General features: G+C 57.1%; 14 protein-coding genes. 6 read left to right on the top strand and 8 right to left on the bottom strand.

Annotation, left to right across the window (positions count from 1 at the left end; translation table 11 throughout):
• The first annotated feature begins 191 nt into the window (after window positions 1–191).
• Entirely contained in the window at window positions 192–1592 is a 1401-nt protein-coding gene (locus HDF14_RS18195) for a DUF418 domain-containing protein (RefSeq protein ID WP_183979440.1), read from the top strand.
• Between the two features lie 52 nt (window positions 1593–1644).
• Here HDF14_RS18195 and HDF14_RS18190 read toward each other — a convergent pair whose 3' ends face one another.
• Both HDF14_RS18190 and HDF14_RS18185 read right to left on the bottom strand, forming a co-directional pair.
• On the bottom strand, window positions 1645–2088 hold the full coding sequence (locus HDF14_RS18190) for a DUF1569 domain-containing protein (RefSeq protein WP_183979438.1): 444 nt from the start codon (window positions 2086–2088) through the stop codon (window positions 1645–1647).
• A gap of 38 nt (window positions 2089–2126) precedes the next feature.
• Window positions 2127–3392: a VWA domain-containing protein gene (locus HDF14_RS18185; protein ID WP_183979436.1), complete on the bottom strand. Its 1266-nt coding sequence runs from the start codon at window positions 3390–3392 to the stop codon at window positions 2127–2129.
• A gap of 10 nt (window positions 3393–3402) precedes the next feature.
• On the opposite strand from HDF14_RS18185, the gene HDF14_RS18180 reads away from it, so the two are divergent.
• Window positions 3403–3798, top strand: a complete 396-nt coding sequence (locus HDF14_RS18180) for a DUF4440 domain-containing protein (RefSeq protein WP_183979434.1) — start codon at window positions 3403–3405, stop codon at window positions 3796–3798.
• Between the two features lie 201 nt (window positions 3799–3999).
• Here HDF14_RS18180 and alaC read toward each other — a convergent pair whose 3' ends face one another.
• The 3 genes from alaC to HDF14_RS18165 all read right to left on the bottom strand — a co-directional run bounded on the left by alaC (window position 4000) and on the right by HDF14_RS18165 (window position 6432).
• Window positions 4000–5181, bottom strand: coding sequence for an alanine transaminase (gene alaC / locus HDF14_RS18175; RefSeq protein WP_183979432.1), 1182 nt, complete (start codon window positions 5179–5181; stop codon window positions 4000–4002).
• Window positions 5182–5278: 97 nt separating this feature from the next.
• On the bottom strand, window positions 5279–5776 hold the full coding sequence (locus HDF14_RS18170) for a protein-disulfide reductase DsbD N-terminal domain-containing protein (protein WP_313899620.1): 498 nt from the start codon (window positions 5774–5776) through the stop codon (window positions 5279–5281).
• On the bottom strand, window positions 5773–6432 hold the full coding sequence (locus HDF14_RS18165) for a TlpA family protein disulfide reductase (RefSeq protein ID WP_313899619.1): 660 nt from the start codon (window positions 6430–6432) through the stop codon (window positions 5773–5775). The genes HDF14_RS18170 and HDF14_RS18165 overlap by 4 nt, the downstream gene beginning before the upstream one ends.
• A 147-nt stretch (window positions 6433–6579) precedes the next feature.
• Here HDF14_RS18165 and HDF14_RS18160 point away from each other — a divergent pair, with 147 nt between their 5' ends.
• The gene (locus HDF14_RS18160) at window positions 6580–7581 is read left to right on the top strand and encodes a KpsF/GutQ family sugar-phosphate isomerase (RefSeq protein ID WP_183979431.1); all 1002 of its coding nucleotides are present in this window, start codon (window positions 6580–6582) and stop codon (window positions 7579–7581) included.
• Window positions 7582–7602: 21 nt separating this feature from the next.
• Here HDF14_RS18160 and HDF14_RS18155 read toward each other — a convergent pair whose 3' ends face one another.
• Both HDF14_RS18155 and HDF14_RS18150 read right to left on the bottom strand, forming a co-directional pair.
• Window positions 7603–8031 carry a hypothetical protein gene (locus HDF14_RS18155; protein WP_183979429.1) on the bottom strand — a complete coding sequence of 143 codons (429 nt, stop codon included), beginning with the start codon at window positions 8029–8031 and terminating at the stop codon, window positions 7603–7605.
• A 109-nt stretch (window positions 8032–8140) separates the two neighbouring features.
• Complete coding sequence (locus HDF14_RS18150; RefSeq protein ID WP_183979427.1) at window positions 8141–8878, bottom strand: Crp/Fnr family transcriptional regulator; 738 nt, start codon at window positions 8876–8878, stop codon at window positions 8141–8143.
• 311 nt (window positions 8879–9189) lie between these two features.
• Here HDF14_RS18150 and HDF14_RS18145 point away from each other — a divergent pair, with 311 nt between their 5' ends.
• Together HDF14_RS18145 and HDF14_RS18140 are read left to right on the top strand one after the other, a co-directional pair.
• Window positions 9190–10989 (top strand): proline--tRNA ligase, encoded by a 1800-nt coding sequence (locus tag HDF14_RS18145; protein WP_183979663.1) that lies wholly within the window; start codon window positions 9190–9192, stop codon window positions 10987–10989.
• Between the two features lie 20 nt (window positions 10990–11009).
• Window positions 11010–13622, top strand: a complete 2613-nt coding sequence (locus HDF14_RS18140; RefSeq protein WP_183979425.1) for a transglycosylase domain-containing protein — start codon at window positions 11010–11012, stop codon at window positions 13620–13622.
• Window positions 13623–13659: 37 nt separating this feature from the next.
• On the opposite strand, the gene HDF14_RS18135 is transcribed toward HDF14_RS18140, so the two are convergent.
• Window positions 13660–14571: an Fpg/Nei family DNA glycosylase gene (locus HDF14_RS18135; RefSeq protein ID WP_183979424.1), complete on the bottom strand. Its 912-nt coding sequence runs from the start codon at window positions 14569–14571 to the stop codon at window positions 13660–13662.
• Between the two features lie 99 nt (window positions 14572–14670).
• Between HDF14_RS18135 and HDF14_RS18130 the strand changes: the two genes are divergently transcribed.
• On the top strand, window positions 14671–15870 hold the full coding sequence (locus HDF14_RS18130; protein ID WP_313899618.1) for a DUF1624 domain-containing protein: 1200 nt from the start codon (window positions 14671–14673) through the stop codon (window positions 15868–15870).
• The last annotated feature ends 1 nt before the right edge of the window (window position 15871 follow it).

The raw sequence follows: 15871 nt of genomic DNA, 5'->3' as shown, positions 1-15871 counted from the left end.
AGGTCGTACATCCCGCCAGGAGTCGCAACTTCGATTCTTGATTTAAAGCCCTTCCCTAAATTCGGGAATAAAACACAAGCGCGATTGTTGTATAGACACGAGTGTTCGTCGTGCTGTTCACACCATGCCTGATGCTGGTTTGAAACGACAATCATACTCGCACAAGATCGCGCTTGAACGAGGGCTATACATTGACATCGATTGCGACATCTGCCTCCACACTGGATTCCTATTCCCCTGTCGGCACAGAAGAAGAGCTTGCTGGACCTCCCCATGCCGTGGCCCCCGTCCAACGGGCAGAACGCATCTCCAGCGTCGACACATTACGCGGATTCGCTCTGCTCGGCATCCTTATCCTGAACATCGACGACTTTGGGGGACCGATGTTTTTTCACGACATCCCTCCGAACCCTGCATTCACAGGCCCTCACGCGCACCTCAACCTCATCGTCCTATTCATCAAATGGATGTTCTTTGAAGGAAAGATGCGCTTCTTGTTCTCCATGCTCTTCGGTGCAGGCGTCGTTCTGTTGACAGACCGCGCCGAACGCCGTGGAGCAGCCGATAAAGTGGCTGACGTCTACCTTCGCCGTAATATGTGGCTGGTTGTTCTCGGACTGATTCACGGCACCTTTATTTGGAACGGAGATATTCTCCTCCAGTATGGCTCGGCCGCGCTTCTTTTCCTCTATCCCTGTCGAAAGCTCAAGCCCAAAACTCTCTTCACCGCCGGCTCTTTACTCCTCCTCGTCTTCTGGACCTACGGAGTGCTGCAGTTCACAGGTGTGGCGCAGGCATTCAGGTTGAGCAGCAAAGCTGCCACCGTCATTGCCGCCCAAAACGCAGGACATCCACTCACGCCCGAACAGAAAAAGGTAGAGCAGCAGTGGAATGAGATGGTCAAAAAACACGAAGTGACAAAGCAGAAAATTGACGAAGAGATAGCCGATGCGCACGTCAGTTATCTCAATCACCTGCTCGATGAAGGCTTCAACTACGAGAAGAGCTTTGCCTCGCGAAGTCCATTTTTCACCCTGCCTGAAAGTGTGGGAGCCATGTTGATCGGCATGGGACTCTACAAAACCGGCTTCCTTCTCGCAGAACTCTCCTACGGCACCTATCTCTGGACAGCCCTGCTTGGCTTTCTCGTCTCGATCCCCATTTACATCATAGGAATCTGGAAGGCATATGAAAGCGGATTCTTCTTCTTGACGATCTATAAATGGGTCTACCTTCCGTATCCGTTAACGGAGTTGGCTGGTGGACTCGCAGTCACGGCCGCGCTCATTATCATCATCAAGAGCCACGCCTTCCATCGACTGCTGCGCCCGATAGCGGCCGTTGGGCAGACCGCACTCAGCAACTATCTCCTGACCTCTGTCTTGTGCCAGTTCGTCTTTCTCTGGGGGCCGTGGAAGCTCTTCGGAAAACTCGATTACTACCAGGTCAACTATGTGCTACTCAGTGTCTGGGTCATAAATCTAACCCTCAGCACCCTCTGGCTCCGGGCCTTCGAGTTTGGGCCGGTAGAGTGGCTTTGGCGCTCCGCCACCTACTGGAAGCTCCAGCCCATGTTGAAAAAGGCCATTTAATTACACCGCAAGTCATTGGACATCACATCCTCCAGGCTGCGAATCCCGCAGCCTAAACCCCAAACTGCCGCAGATGATGATCCAGATGCTTATACATCCAAGCCGACCACTCATCCGGCGTAAGCCGCCCAAAGAAGCTATGCGGATGGTCAGTACATCCACCCGGCCCACTCGCAACAAAGCGGTCGACTAACCCGCAAAGCCGCTCCCGCCCACGCACAAAATCCGTTTCGTCTTCCACCTTAAGCCCCGGCACAGTCGGCGAATTCCTGCGCATCGGCTCACTTTCCACAAACGCTTTCGGTTTTATGATTGGCCCAAGTATCCGCCCAATCAGCAATCGCGGCGGACGCCGATCCCCCAGCGCCAACTCCATTCCCCTTGCGCAATGCTCCATCGCCTGCGCCGCATTCATCTTGCCCCACTGCCGCGCACTATCGGCTCTCAGCACAGCCATCCGCCCCTTCACCGTCGTCGCTTCAAAAAGGTTCTTCATGCAAAACGACTCCTCTCGAAGCACTCACCTCTGCCCGACTACTTCGCCGCACCTGCAATATCCGCCCAATAACTTCCCCTCGCAGTAATCGCCATACCCGAATAATCCGGCAACTTTAAGCTGAGCGCATGCAGCCCCGGATGCGGCGACTGCGGCTGAAAACTCAAAATATATCGATTCGGAATATGGTTTGAAATCACCACAAGATCGCGCTCAAGGTACTTCGGATCAGACATGTTGAAATATTCCCCGCCCGTCAGATGAGCCACCGTCTCAGGCACGTTCTGCTTCAAACCATCCGTCGCCACAATCGCCGCCATCTTCGCCAACGCCAACGGAGGAGCAAGCTGCGTCATGCAGTCATACAACTGCACCGCCTTGTTCTGCGAAGCATCCGGATCAGGCTTCGGATCCTTCGCCATGCATCCGCCGGGAGGATTAGGGTGATGATTCTCGAGCGATAACAAGTTCCCATGCGGCTTCCCCGGCTGCGTCGGAAGCTCCCTCGCCGCATAGTGCGCCGCCTCGGACTTCCCCGTCGAAAAGCCGATGCTGTAGATCGTCGTATTCGTATCGCTGACCGCCCGCAGCGCCTCGTCGAGCGTCGTAGTGCTCCCCCGGTCGAGCGTCTCGCTGATCAGCAGAATAGCCCGGCGATATCCCACCGGCTGCTTACGAAGCAGATCGACGGAGAACGCCAAACTATCAAGAATTGCAGCCCCGTTATCTCCCAGCCCAACATCATGAATCGCCAAAGGCGACGCACAATGCTCCAGATGATGTTGCCGAGTGCAATCGGGCCGCAGGCTCTCGATCGCGTCCGCAGCCACATCAATCTTTGGCGTGAAATCTTGGAGCAGCGTCGGTTGACTGTCGAACGTGACAACGGCAACCCGATGCGGAACATTCCCCACAATCGACCCCAGCATCGGCCCCAATCCAGGAGCCAGAGAATCGTACTTGTTGAACACACGAGCACCAGCGCCGCCAGTCTCAATCACAACCACAAGAGCAAGTGGCTCGCCCCCGGTATCCTCCTCCAAAGTCAGCTTTTGCGGAACCCCATCATCAGTGAGCTGAAAGTCGCCAGCCGTAAGCGTAAAGACCAGCTTTCCGTCCTTGCTGCGAACGAGAGCGGGAACCTGCACCAGTGTCGAATAGGTATTCAACGCCGGCTCTTCCGGCACATGAGCAGCGGCAGACTGTGCGAACCCGACCGACGTCCAGCCAAACAAAACAAGGCACACCACCAACGAAAAGACGAGACATCGCCAGACGGCACCCCGCTGTGTATTACCCTGCATGCTGAACAGTATGAATACAGCGGACCAACTCAGGCAACTCGAAGAACGTCTCGTAGACCCAGCCGTAAGGCGAAATCCGGCACTCGTAGCCCCACTCCTCGCCGACGACTTCCTCGAATTCGGCGCCTCCGGACGAGTCTTCGACAAAGCTTCCATCCTCGAAGACCTGCAGAACGAAGCAACCCGCCCAGCCTCCTTCCTCACCGACTTCGCCATACGAGAGCTATCCCCAACCATCATCCTCGCGACCTACCGCGCAACCCGACTCAACGCCGACGGAGAGCCCATCGGCCAGTCACGCCGCAGCTCCATCTGGGCGCACGTCAACGGCCAATGGCAGATAACCTTCCATCAAGGCACCCCAATCCCACCCTCACAGAACCCAACTGACCCTACCCAAAAATAAATCTCAAAACCGTGACGTATTTTTCGCCCCTCAAAAACACGTTGCTACCGCACCACGTTACGACCACACTTCTCCACGATCATCACCACAAAACACCACCGCCAAGACACCACATTTTCCAAAAACACCCCCAAAAACACCAACAAAACAGCAAAAAGCCCTGGCTCTCACCAGGGCAAATATTTTTGCAAAACTCAATTTTCAACCAGCCTTGAACATCTGCTTAATCCCCCGCAGCGCCTGTCGCGTCCGCTCCTCATTCTCAATCAGCGAAAACCGCACATGCCCATCCCCATGCTCGCCAAAACCCACGCCAGGACTCACCGCGACCTTAGCCTCCAGCATCAGCTTCTTCGAAAACTCAACAGATCCAAGCCCTTTGTACTGTTCCGGAATCTTCGCCCACGCAAACATCGTAGCCTTCGGCAACTCCACCGGCCATCCAAGCTTATTCAGCCCCGGCACCAAAACATCCCGCCGTTCCTTATAAATATCGCGAATCTCCGCCACACACTCCTGAGGTCCATCAAGCGCACAGATCGCCGCCACCTGAATTGGCGTAAAAGTCCCATAGTCAAAATAGCTCTTGATGCGCCCCAAAGCCGCGACCAGCTTGGTGTTTCCCACCATGAAGCCCACCCGCCAACCGGGCATATTGTAACTTTTTGAGAGCGTAAAGAACTCAACCGCAATATCCTTCGCACCCGCCACTTCAAGTATGCTCGGCGCCCGATACCCGTCAAACACAATATCCGCATAAGCAAGGTCGTGAATGATATAGATCCCTAACTCCTTGCACAACGCCACAAGTCGCTCGAAAAACGAAAGCTCTACACACTGCGCCGTAGGGTTCGAAGGAAAGTTCAAAATCAAGAGCTTCGGCCGCGGCGACATACGCGGCAGATCATGCTCCAACTCCTCTAGCAGTGCCTCCGCAGTCCCACCTCGCATCGGAATACTCTGCACCTTCGATCCCGCAATCACAGGCCCGAAGATATGAATCGGATAGCTGGGATTCGGCACCGCGACGGTATCCTCATCATCCAGCACCGCCAGACAAAGATGCGCGATCCCCTCCTTCGAACCGATCGTAACAATCGCTTCAGTCTCAGGATCGAGATCCACGTCATAACGCCGCTTGTACCAGTTGCAAATTGCTCGACGAAGGCGAGGCACACCACGCGACAACGAGTAGCGATGCGTAGCCGTACGCTGCGCCGCTTCAATCAGCTTGTCGACGATGTGTTTCGGCGTCGCACCATCGGGATTTCCCATCCCGAAATCAATGATGTCCTCGCCGCGTTTACGCGCCGCAGCTTTCAGCTCACTTGTGATGTTGAATACATACGCCGGCAGCCGTGTCAGCCTTCGAAATTCTTCCATTCCCGTCCGCCCGCTCCTGTCTATCCTGTTTCTCCATGATGCCACCACTCCACGAGAAAAACAGGCCGACGTACCGAGCCTACCAACAGAAACTTGTCTACTTCGCCCTAAATATCACCTGAACCGGCAGACTCTTCGGCGGATAGCACGCCGCATGATCGCAAGCCTGATAGCGCAGTGTTCCATCCACGCTATGCGGTCCCGCCTCAGCCACCACAGGCAGCTTTACCGTAAACGCACCCGTATAAACATCAAGCTTCTCGGTCGGGTCAAAGCTAAAGCTATACGAAGTGCCGGAGGGATATTCCACTGCATCAGCTTTCACCCCCGCTGCCGGCTGCAGCTCAATCCGCGTCGGAATTAAAAGCTCCGACTTTGGAGTGTGAGAGTTGACATGGTAGCCATCCAACACCCGAAAATGCAGCTCCAACACGCTTCGCTTCCCTGCTGCCACGTTCTGCGGCTCCGCCCCGTAGACAATATACGACTTCGGCTTCACCGCTGGAGCATCAAGAGTCCCGACCTGCTGCGCAACCAACGTAACCGGCAGCGCGGCGATCAGGGATCCCGCGAAGAACGTCGTCAACAACCTCACTGCCCACCTGCCGCCGGCATCGCTCCCGAAGCAACAATCTTCTTGATATGCGCCTCGATCTCATCTTTGCTGCCAAGACCAGCCGTCTCCTCGACGATCACACCATTCTTGTCGACATAGAACGACATCGGCAAATAATCCATCCCATCCGGCCCACCGTATGCCTTCTGGATCTTTCCATCAGTCAGCAAAATCGGATAGGTCACACCAGTCTTCTGCGCAACTTTGGCAATCGCGTCCTTACCCGCATCCACATCATCAGCAAGCCCAAGTATCTCAAGACCCTGCGCCGAGTACTGCTTGCGGAACTCCTCAAACCAAGGCATCTCCACCTTGCATGGCCCACACCACGTCGCCCAAAAGTTCACAAGAACCGGCCGGCCCTTGTAATCGCTCAGCGAAACCTTCTTACCATCCAGGGTCGCAAGCGTGAAACCGGGAGCCACCTTCCCACGCATCTGCATCGCTTCCGCTTCAGGCGACTGCGAGTCCGCCTGCGCCGCCGCAGCTCCCCCTTTATCAGGCGTCAGAACCACATGGTTCTCCTGCGCCTGCTGCATCGCAATCCGCCGTTCGCGCAGATTATGCCATCCCGCCCATAACAGCAGCGCAATCCCAACAACCATCACTCCAAAAACCAATCCACTCCGCTTCACGTCAGAAATCCTTTCGGCACCATTCCCGCCACATCCACCCTCTCAGTTTAGACGCAAAGCTCCTCTAAACGGTGCAACGACAATATTCTCCGTAACTTGCACGCCGCCATCCCATACCTCTGCTAGCATCGACATGGTTCGGCCACTATGTCCAGCAAATCCCCTATCCCTCCCGCCTCACCGCGTCCGTCTGAGTTCGTCCGCATCGAGGCCGCAGCCCTCAACGAACTCGCCCTTCGCCTCGACACCACGATGCTCGCCCCATTCAGCCGAGCAACCGAACATCTCCTTCAAGCCACAACTGCTCAAAATCGCATCATCATCACTGGCATTGGAAAGAGCGGCATCATCGCCCGCAAAATCGCCGCCACACTGCGTTCCACCGGAACGCCGGCTCACTTCCTACACGCGGCCGAGGCCATCCATGGTGACCTCGGCATGCTCGCCCCCAAGGGCATCGTCATCGCCCTCTCCTACAGCGGTGAAACAGAAGAACTCCTGCGCCTTATTCCAACCCTCAAGCGCCTCGAAGCCACACTCATCGCCATCTGCGGCTGCAACACATCCACGCTCGCGCAGGCAAGCAGCATCTTCCTCGACGCCAGCGTCTCCGCCGAAGCCTGCACCCTGAACCTCGCACCCACCGCCTCCACTACCGTCATGCTCGCGCTTGGCGACGCGCTAGCCCTCGAGGTAAGCCGCCTCCGGGGCTGGAAACCTGAAGACTTCGCTGACTTGCACCCAGGAGGCCGCATCGGCAGGCGCCTCGCCCGCGTCAGAGAGCTGATGCACACAGGCGACGCTCTCCCTCAAGTGGCTCCCGCCACGCCCATGCCGCAGGTCATCTACGAGATGTCCCGCAAAAAACTCGGCATGACCACCGTCCTCAAAGAGGGTCATCTCGCGGGCATGATCTCCGACGGAGACCTCCGCCGCCTCCTCGAACGCGATGGCTCCCACGCCCTCGAACACACCGCCGCCGAAATCATGAACTTCCATCCTCAAACGATCGAAGGCAACGCCCTGGCCTCGTCAGCGCTGGCCCTAATGGAAGACAAGAAAATAACCTCCCTTATCGTCGTCGCCCCAGGCGGTCACGTAGAGGGCGTCGTTCATCTCCACGACCTCTGGACGCTGCAACTCAGCTAACGAATCGGCCCGCACAACCGCCTACATCCGATAGTCTCGACTCAACCCAGACTGCCCTGTCGACGCCCCATTACTCTTCACGGCCTGCGTAGCATGCGGCATTATGCCACCCAGTAACTCATTTGCGAGGACGATCAGACGCTCAGGATTCGGGGGACAGATCGCGTCAAACTTTGCATCCTGCACCGGAAGCTCAGATCCCAACTCCGACAGAACCATCAGAATCTTCGTCGCTTTACAACACGCACGAATCTCGTCCGCGATGGACTCAGCATCATTCTCGGATAACAACGAATGACAGAGCACCAGGAGATCCGGCCTCTCGCTCTTCACCATTCCGACTGTCTTCGCGCCTAGGCAGGAGATGACGTCAGCGCCGGTCTTCGCCAGCACAGCAGCCCGTGTGCCCAGCAAATGAATGTCTTGTCCTGCCACAAGAATCTTCGGCATAGTAGTCTCCCAGACCAGTCTCTTCGAAAGGTTTGAACAGATCAAAACGTCTGTTGATATATTCAATCGCCGGCCGAGCGTATCAGAACAAAAAGACTTTTTCAGTCTCCTAATCGACATAACTCAATTCATCAACATCTTTTTTGATAATTATTCGATCGTATGAAGAAGTGACAATGCTGTAGCACTCACACGCTTTTTTGATCAGTGCTGGACGATCCAAAATGTTGATCTTTCCACGGCTATACCCAATGAATCCAGCCCTCTGAAGATCCCCCGCCGCAACCGTCACCGTCGACCGCTGCACCCCAAGCATCTGTGCCAGAAACTCTTGGGTCAGGTTCAGCGAATCCGACTCCATCCGGTCGGCCGAACTCAACAGCCATCGCGCCAGCCGTTCGTCTACCTCATGCATCCTGTTGCAAAGCACCGATTGACTCGCCTGGACCAACTGCAGGTAAGCGAACGAATGCACCAGCCGCTGGAATTCTCCACCCTTCAAAAACTGATCCCTCACGATAGAGGACCGGATTCGCAACCCCTCGCCCACCCCCTGCATCAGCACCGAGTGCGACATCTGCGGCTGATCCAGAAGTGCCGGCAACCCCGCGAATCCCTCGCGTCCGATCAACCCGACCTCCACGGATTCGCCCTTCTCAGTAAGCGCATCCGTCGAGATCAGCCCACTATTCAAAAAATAAACAAACTCGATCGGCTCATTCGGCTCGGAGAGTCGGGTCTCCAGCGGTAGCTCCACAGGCACAAGGAATCTCGCCAACGCCTCATACTCGGCATCCGGCAGCTGGGCCAGTATGAGATTCCTTGGTCGCGGCTGTAGCTCTTGCATAGTCTGGTTGTTCCGCACCTCTATCGTCCTTTGCACAAGAGTCACCTCTCTGGCTGCAAAGACGAGTTGCCCACATGTTGCAGGAGGCGGGTAGATGCGCTTGTTTGCACTCTACGCTTTATCAAAGTAGAAAGTCTGTCGCATGAACGACATAGCAGGCCGCAATCTTGACCTAACTCCATTGCATGCTCCATCGGCGAGAACAAATCTCATCGCAAAAATAAATATCGACCACCGGTTTAGAATGAGAACTCATCCTCAAACGCCCACGCAGACCCACCGCGATGGGCCGGAAAGTACCTTTTTTGACAATGCATCGCTGGTCACAACTTTTTATCCCCACCCTCCGCGAAGCACCCGCAGACGCCGAAGTCGCCAGCCACAAGCTCCTCCTCCGCGCCGGCTACATCCGCCAACTCGGCGCCGGCATCTACAGTTATCTGTTCCTCGGCAACCGCTCCATCAATAAAATCATCGCCATCGTCCGGGAGGAGATGAACCGCATCGGCCAGGAGTTCCTCCTTCCCACCCTCCATCCCCGCGAGCTATGGGAGGAGTCCGGCCGCTGGGCCGTCATGGGCGAAAACATGTTTCGCCTCAAGGACCGCAAAGGCGCCGACCTCTGCCTCGGCATGACCCACGAAGAGGTCATGACCTCCATCGCCCGAAACGAACTCCGCAGCTACAAGCAGCTTCCCCAGATCTGGTACCAGATCCAGACCAAGTTCCGTGACGAGCCCCGCCCCAAATCCGGCCTCCTCCGTGTCCGCCAGTTCATCATGAAGGACTCTTACTCCTTCGACATTGACGATGCTGGCCTCGACGTCTCTTACAACAAGCACGATGTAGCCTACCGCCGCATCTTCACCCGCTGTGGCCTTCAGTTCGTCTCGGTCGACGCCGACTCCGGCGCCATGGGCGGCTCCGCCTCCCAGGAGTTCATGGTCTACACCGAAGCAGGTGAAGACCTCATCGCCAGCAGCCCCTCGGGCTACGCCGCCAACATTGAAAAGGCCACCGCTCAGCTTGCCCTCGTCGAAAGCCTCGCCCCCACCGGCGACGGCCTCCCCGAGCTGGTTCATACTCCCGGCCACCGGACCATCGATGAAGTTGGCGCCTTCCTCAACGTGGCTCCCGTCCACCAAATTAAAACCATGGCCTACATGGTCGAACTCCCTGAAGCCGACCACGCCAAACTCGGCAAACTCCGCCCGGTAGTCGTCTTCCTGCGCGGCGACCACTCCCTCAACGAAGCAAAGCTTCTCGCCATCGCAGGCGGCGAACTTCGCCCCATGGTCGCAGAAGAGATCGAAGCCACCTTCAAAGCCCCGGCCGGTTACCTCGGGCCTATCGGCCTTGAAGCGGCCCCGCATCCGAAGAAACCCGGCACCCTCATCATCCTCGACAAAGCTCTCGAAGGCCGCACCAACCTCATCGCCGGAGCCAACAAGGAGGAGTATCACCTCCGCAACGTCACGCCCACGCGCGACTTCAAGCCAACCCTCGTCGCCGACGTTCGCAACATCGTCGAAGGCGAACTCGATCCCATCGGCGGCCAACCCATGCGTCTCGGCAAAGCCGTCGAAGTCGGCCACATCTTCAAGCTGGGCCGCAAGTACACCCAGTCCATGGGATCCTCCGTCCTAAATCGTGATGGCAAAGAGGTCACCCCCATCATGGGCTGCTACGGAATCGGCATCGAGCGCATCCTCACCGCCGCCATCGAAACCTCAGCTGCCGCCAACCAGGGGACAGCCTACGCTCTCCACCCCTCCATCGCCCCCTTCCAGGTCGTCGTCACCATCACCAACATTGGCGACGAGGCTCTCCTTGCCGCCGGAGAAAAAATCGCCGCAAACCTCGAAGCCGCAGGCGTAGACGTCCTCCTCGACGACCGCGACGAACGCGCCGGCGTCAAGTTCAAAGACGCCGATCTCGTCGGAATCCCCTATCGAATCAATATTGGTCGCGGAGTCGTCGAGGGCAAGGTAGAATTTCTCGATCGTCTTCGAAGCATCACCGAAGAGGTCGCGATCAACGAGGTCAGCGCAAAGGTATCCAGCCAGATTATCTCCACTCTGCACAACTCGCTCTCCGCAGCTGGCCTCTAAACGTCTAACGAAAGAGTCTCTTGCCAGTCAAACTCAAATACGGCAGTAACGCGCGCACCGGCACAAAACCTCTCGCTCTCGAGTCGCGTCTTCTACGCATCGCGCTCATAACGTTGTTCGCAATCCTCGTTGTAGGCTGCTCGGTCTTCACCTACTTCTACTACCACTACCAGCACGTGGTCGACGACCGCATCCGCTCGGGCCCGATCTTCGCCAGCGTCTCGCAGATCTACGCCGCACCGCGCGAGGTCCGCGCAGGACAGAAGCTCTCAGCAGCCATGATCGCTGCGGATCTCCGCCAGGCTGGATACAACACCAACACCCAGCTCGGTACCTACCAGCTTAACGCGGACAACATCTTCATCAAGCCGGGCCCCGAGAGCTACCACAACACCGACGGCGCCACCATCAACACCGCCGACGGCGTCGTCCAAAGCATCACCGCCGAAAACGGGGTCACCCTTAGCGCCTACGAGCTCGAACCCCAGCTCATCACGGCCCTCTCAGAAGACAACAACCGCACCAAGCGCCGCCTCGTCTCCTACAACGAAATCCCGCCGCGCATGGTCCAGGCCGTCACCGCCATTGAAGATCGCGATTTCTTCAATCACGGCGGCATCAACTACATGCGCATCGCAAAGTGCGCTTTCTCTGACCTCGTTACCCACCATCGCACCTGCGGCGGCTCCACCCTCACCCAGCAACTGGCAAAAAATCTCTTCCTCTCGCCGGAAAAGCGCATCAAGCGCAAGATGATCGAGATCCTCATCACCTTTCAACTCGAAAATCGCTTCAACAAAAAGCAGATCTTCGAGATGTATGCCAATGAGATCAACCTCGGCCAACGCGGCAGCTACGCCATCAATGGCTTCGGCGAAGCCGCTCAGACCTTCTTCGGCAAACCGCTCCAACAACTCGACCTCGCCGAGTGCGCCCTCCTCGCCGGCACCATCCAGTCCCCCACCCGTCTTAATCCCTACCGCCATCCCGAACGCGCCATGGCACGGCGCAACGTTGTCCTCGACTCCATGGTCGAAACCGGAGCCATCACCGCCAGCGAAGCCGAACGCGCCAAAGCCGAACCCCTTCGCCTAGCTCCTCCTAACATCGACGCGAGCGAGGCTCCCTATTTCGTCGACCTCGTCCACGACCAGCTCGTCAAACGCATCGGCGACCAGGACCTCGCCCACCAGAGTCTCCGCATCTACACCTCGCTCGACCCCGAACTTCAACGCGCCGCCTCCGAAGCCATCGAAATAGGAATGAAGAAGGTCGACGAGTTAGTACTCAAGCAACACAACACGCCAAAGGGCGAAGCACCCGGCCCCATAACGTATCCTCAGGTCTCGCTCATAGCTCTGAATCCCCATACTGGGCAGATACTCGCGCTCGTCGGGGGACGCAACTACGGTCTGTCCCAACTGAATCACGCCGTCTCCCAGCGCCCCACCGGCTCCATCTTCAAGCCTTTCGTCTACGCCGCTGCCTATAACAGCTCCCTCAATGGCCTGTCCCTCAGTAATGAGAACGGTGGCAGTGGAGTCTTCACGGCTCTCACTCAGCTCAACGATGAAGAAACCACCTTCACCTACGACAATGGCCGCCAGACTTACACCCCGAAGAACAAGATCAGCGGCTATAAAGGCGACGTTACCGCTGCGTACGCTCTCGCTCACTCACTCAACGCGGCCACAGTTGAACTGGCCCAAATGGTCGGCTTCGACAATGTCGCCGCACTCGCCCGCTCTGCCGGAATTACGAATGCGCGCGGCACTCCATCTGTGGCCATCGGCACCTACAATGCCACACCGATCGATATGGCTGGCGCCTACACCATTTTCGCCAACAACGGCGTCCACCTCACTCCCTGGATGCTTGCCTCTGTCCGCAACGCCAGTGGCGATGTCGTCTCCGATTTCTCTCCCGAGGCCAAGCAGGTCATGGATCCTCGAGCGGCCTACCTAACCCAATCCCTGCTCGAAGGCGTCATGAACTACGGCACCGCCGCCGCAGCCCGCGGGCATGGTTTCACCGCACCAGCAGCCGGTAAAACTGGCACCAGCCACGATGCATGGTTCGCCGGATACACGTCCAACCTCATCTGCATCGTCTGGGTCGGAAACGACGACTACACCGACATCAAGCTCGAAGGTGCACACGCTGCTGAACCCATCTGGACCGAGTTCATGAAGCGCGCCATCCTGCTTCCTCAATACTCCGACGTCAAAGCGTTCATCCCACCCGCTGGCATCACGACCGCGCGCATCGATAAAACCTCCAACCTCCTCGCCGACGCCAGCTGCCCCAGCAACATTCTCTACGCAGCCTTCCTCGACGGCACCGCACCCACCAACACCTGCAGCCAGATGAGCGAAAGCCCACAAAATTTCATCCAGAAGATCCTCGGCCTCGGCGGCAGATCCGCTCCTGACACCACACTACCCACAACGCCCGCGCCCATCGTTCGCGTCAATCCCAACACACCCCCAGACGGCAACGCCCCCGACTCAACTCAACCCGCCGCAACCCCCAAGAAGAAAAACTTCTTCCAGAAGATCTTCGGCGGCGGCAAAGACAAAGACGGCAAAGACAAACAACAACCGCAACAACAGACCTCACCGCCCCCTCAGTAGATCGATCGAGTCGTAATTCGCGTACATAGTCGCGACGCTAACACCCAATCTTCCCCCGCCGCACCACCGTCACCCTCCCCACCGGAGCAGCCGTCTCTCCCATTCCCACCCACGGCTGGCACTCCGGACACCAATACGTCGACCTCGCCTGCACCCCCTGCTTCCTCATCATCACCGCCGTCCCACATCGCCGGCACTCCTGCCCCTGCCGTCCATAAACCCAAAGCCTTTCCTCGCGATTCGACGAATGCGTCGTCCGCCGATTCCCCGAGTAAGTCACAATCCCATCTCCAGCGCCATCCACCACGTTTGCCTTCATATATCTCTGCAATACCTCCACCATCATCTCCATCTCGCGCTGCGTAATCGTCCTCATAGCACGAAACGGATTCACCCCCGCCGCAAAAGCCACCTCGCTCTTATAAACATTCCCCAAACCCGCCAGCACCCGCTGATTCAGCAGCACCACTGCAATCTCTGCATCAGGATTTTCTCTCCCATACGCACCCAACCGAACCACACCAGACTCCATCGTAAACTCATCGCTTAACACGTCCGGCCCAAGCTTCGGCACCTGGCTCGACCGCTCCAGCGACCGCGCCGTATGAAACTCTGCCACCGGAATATTGAACCCCACCGCCTCCCACTCCGCAGTCCGAATCACCACACGCATCCGATCCCGCCCCATCCACCACTTCTCCCCGGTGCGATAAAGGTGCCAGCTCCCGCTCATCAACATATGCGTCACCAAAATCAAATCGCCCGAGAAGAAAATCAAACACCACTTCCCCCGCGACTCCACCTTCTCGACCGTCCGCCCCACCAGCGGAGCATCATCATTCACCCTCGCCAGCTTCGCCAACCCAGTATCGAAGCCCGTCACCACCTTGCCCCCAATCGCCTTCTGCAGCGCCCGCGCCGCCCGATAAATTGTGTCCCCTTCAGGCATCGTCTTCTCCCTTTGAACCCGCTTCTAATCTCAGATGCACCAGCCCCTCAGAAAATTCTTCACCCCAACGATCCCTCTAAGCGATAATGGGCCACCAAAGTGTCCACAACCCTCCAACCCAGTTCGCGTCTACAATCCATCGACGCCCTGCGCGGCGCCATCATGATCATCATGGCGCTCGATCACACCCGCGATTTCTTTCACATCTCCGCGACGTTCTTTTCACCCACTGATCTCACCCGCACCTATCCGTTTCTCTTCTTCACTCGCTGGATCACCCACTTCTGTGCTCCCGTCTTCACCTTCACCGCTGGCCTCGGAGCTTTCCTATGGCTCCAGCGCGGCCGCACCAAAACTCAGCTATCGACATTTCTGTTAACGAGAGGACTCTGGCTGATCTTTCTCGAACTCACCGTCATGCGTCTCGCCTACAACTTCAACTTCGCCTCCCGCTTCCCGGTCCTTCTTCTCGTCATGTGGGAGTTAGGCGGCTGCATGGTATCGCTGGCCCTCTTAGTCAAGCTTCCTTACCGTCTTCTCGCACTCTTGAGCATCGCCGTCATTGCACTCCACAATCTTCTCGACCCGATCAACGCCGCGTCCTTCGCCAGTTACGCCCCTGTCTGGAACGTAATCCATCAACCCGGCGCCTTCCTGGTCCATGGCTTAGTCATCGTCGTCGGCTACCCACTCGTACCCTGGATCGCCGTCATGTCCGCAGGCTTTTGCTTCGGCCGCGTCTTTCTACGGGAGCCTGCCCGCCGCCAAAAGATCATCCTCACAACCGGCTGCGCGCTCACAGCAGCTTTCATCATCCTCCGCACAATCAATCTCTATGGCGACCCCGAAAAATGGTCTCCTCAGCACTCCGTCATCTTCACGCTTCTATCTTTTCTTAACTGCACAAAGTATCCGCCGTCACTGCTATACCTCCTCATGACACTTGGCCCGGCCCTCATCGTTCTCGCACGCTTGGACCGCCACCGCTTCAGCATTGCCAATCCCCTCATCGTCTTCGGACGCGTCCCTCTCTTCTACTTCATCGCGCACTTCTATCTCATCCATCTGTTGTCATTCCTTACCACTTGGATTCGTTACGGAGCGCAGTCATATCCAATCCTCTTCAGCTCCACACCCGCGATGGGTGGATCCGAAAAACTCTTTCCCGCCGACTTCGGATATCCACTTTGGGTGGTCTACGCGGTCTGGCTCTTCGTCGTAGTCTCTCTCTACCCACTCTGCCGATGGTTCGCCAACATCAAAGCCACACGAACCGATTGGTGGCTAAGCTACCTTTAGC

Source organism: Tunturiibacter gelidiferens (genome assembly GCF_014201335.1).
Classification (GTDB): domain Bacteria; phylum Acidobacteriota; class Terriglobia; order Terriglobales; family Acidobacteriaceae; genus Edaphobacter; species Edaphobacter lichenicola_E.
The sequence above is the reverse complement of the archived record's forward strand: the minus strand, read 5'-3'. Positions and strand labels throughout refer to the sequence as shown.

Bases quoted from the DNA above. Each gene is read 5' to 3' on its own strand.
- HDF14_RS18190 (WP_183979438.1), bottom strand. From the start codon at position 2,088: ATGAAGAACCTTTTTGAAGCGACGACGGTGAAGGGGCGGATGGCTGTG.
- HDF14_RS18185 (WP_183979436.1), bottom strand. From the start codon at position 3,392: ATGCAGGGTAATACACAGCGGGGTGCCGTCTGGCGATGTCTCGTCTTT.
- HDF14_RS18180 (WP_183979434.1), top strand. From the start codon at position 3,403: ATGAATACAGCGGACCAACTCAGGCAACTCGAAGAACGTCTCGTAGAC.
- alaC (WP_183979432.1), bottom strand. From the start codon at position 5,181: ATGGAAGAATTTCGAAGGCTGACACGGCTGCCGGCGTATGTATTCAAC.
- HDF14_RS18160 (WP_183979431.1), top strand. From the start codon at position 6,580: ATGTCCAGCAAATCCCCTATCCCTCCCGCCTCACCGCGTCCGTCTGAG.
- HDF14_RS18155 (WP_183979429.1), bottom strand. From the start codon at position 8,031: ATGCCGAAGATTCTTGTGGCAGGACAAGACATTCATTTGCTGGGCACA.
- HDF14_RS18150 (WP_183979427.1), bottom strand. From the start codon at position 8,878: ATGCAAGAGCTACAGCCGCGACCAAGGAATCTCATACTGGCCCAGCTG.
- HDF14_RS18145 (WP_183979663.1), top strand. From the start codon at position 9,190: ATGCATCGCTGGTCACAACTTTTTATCCCCACCCTCCGCGAAGCACCC.
- HDF14_RS18135 (WP_183979424.1), bottom strand. From the start codon at position 14,571: ATGCCTGAAGGGGACACAATTTATCGGGCGGCGCGGGCGCTGCAGAAG.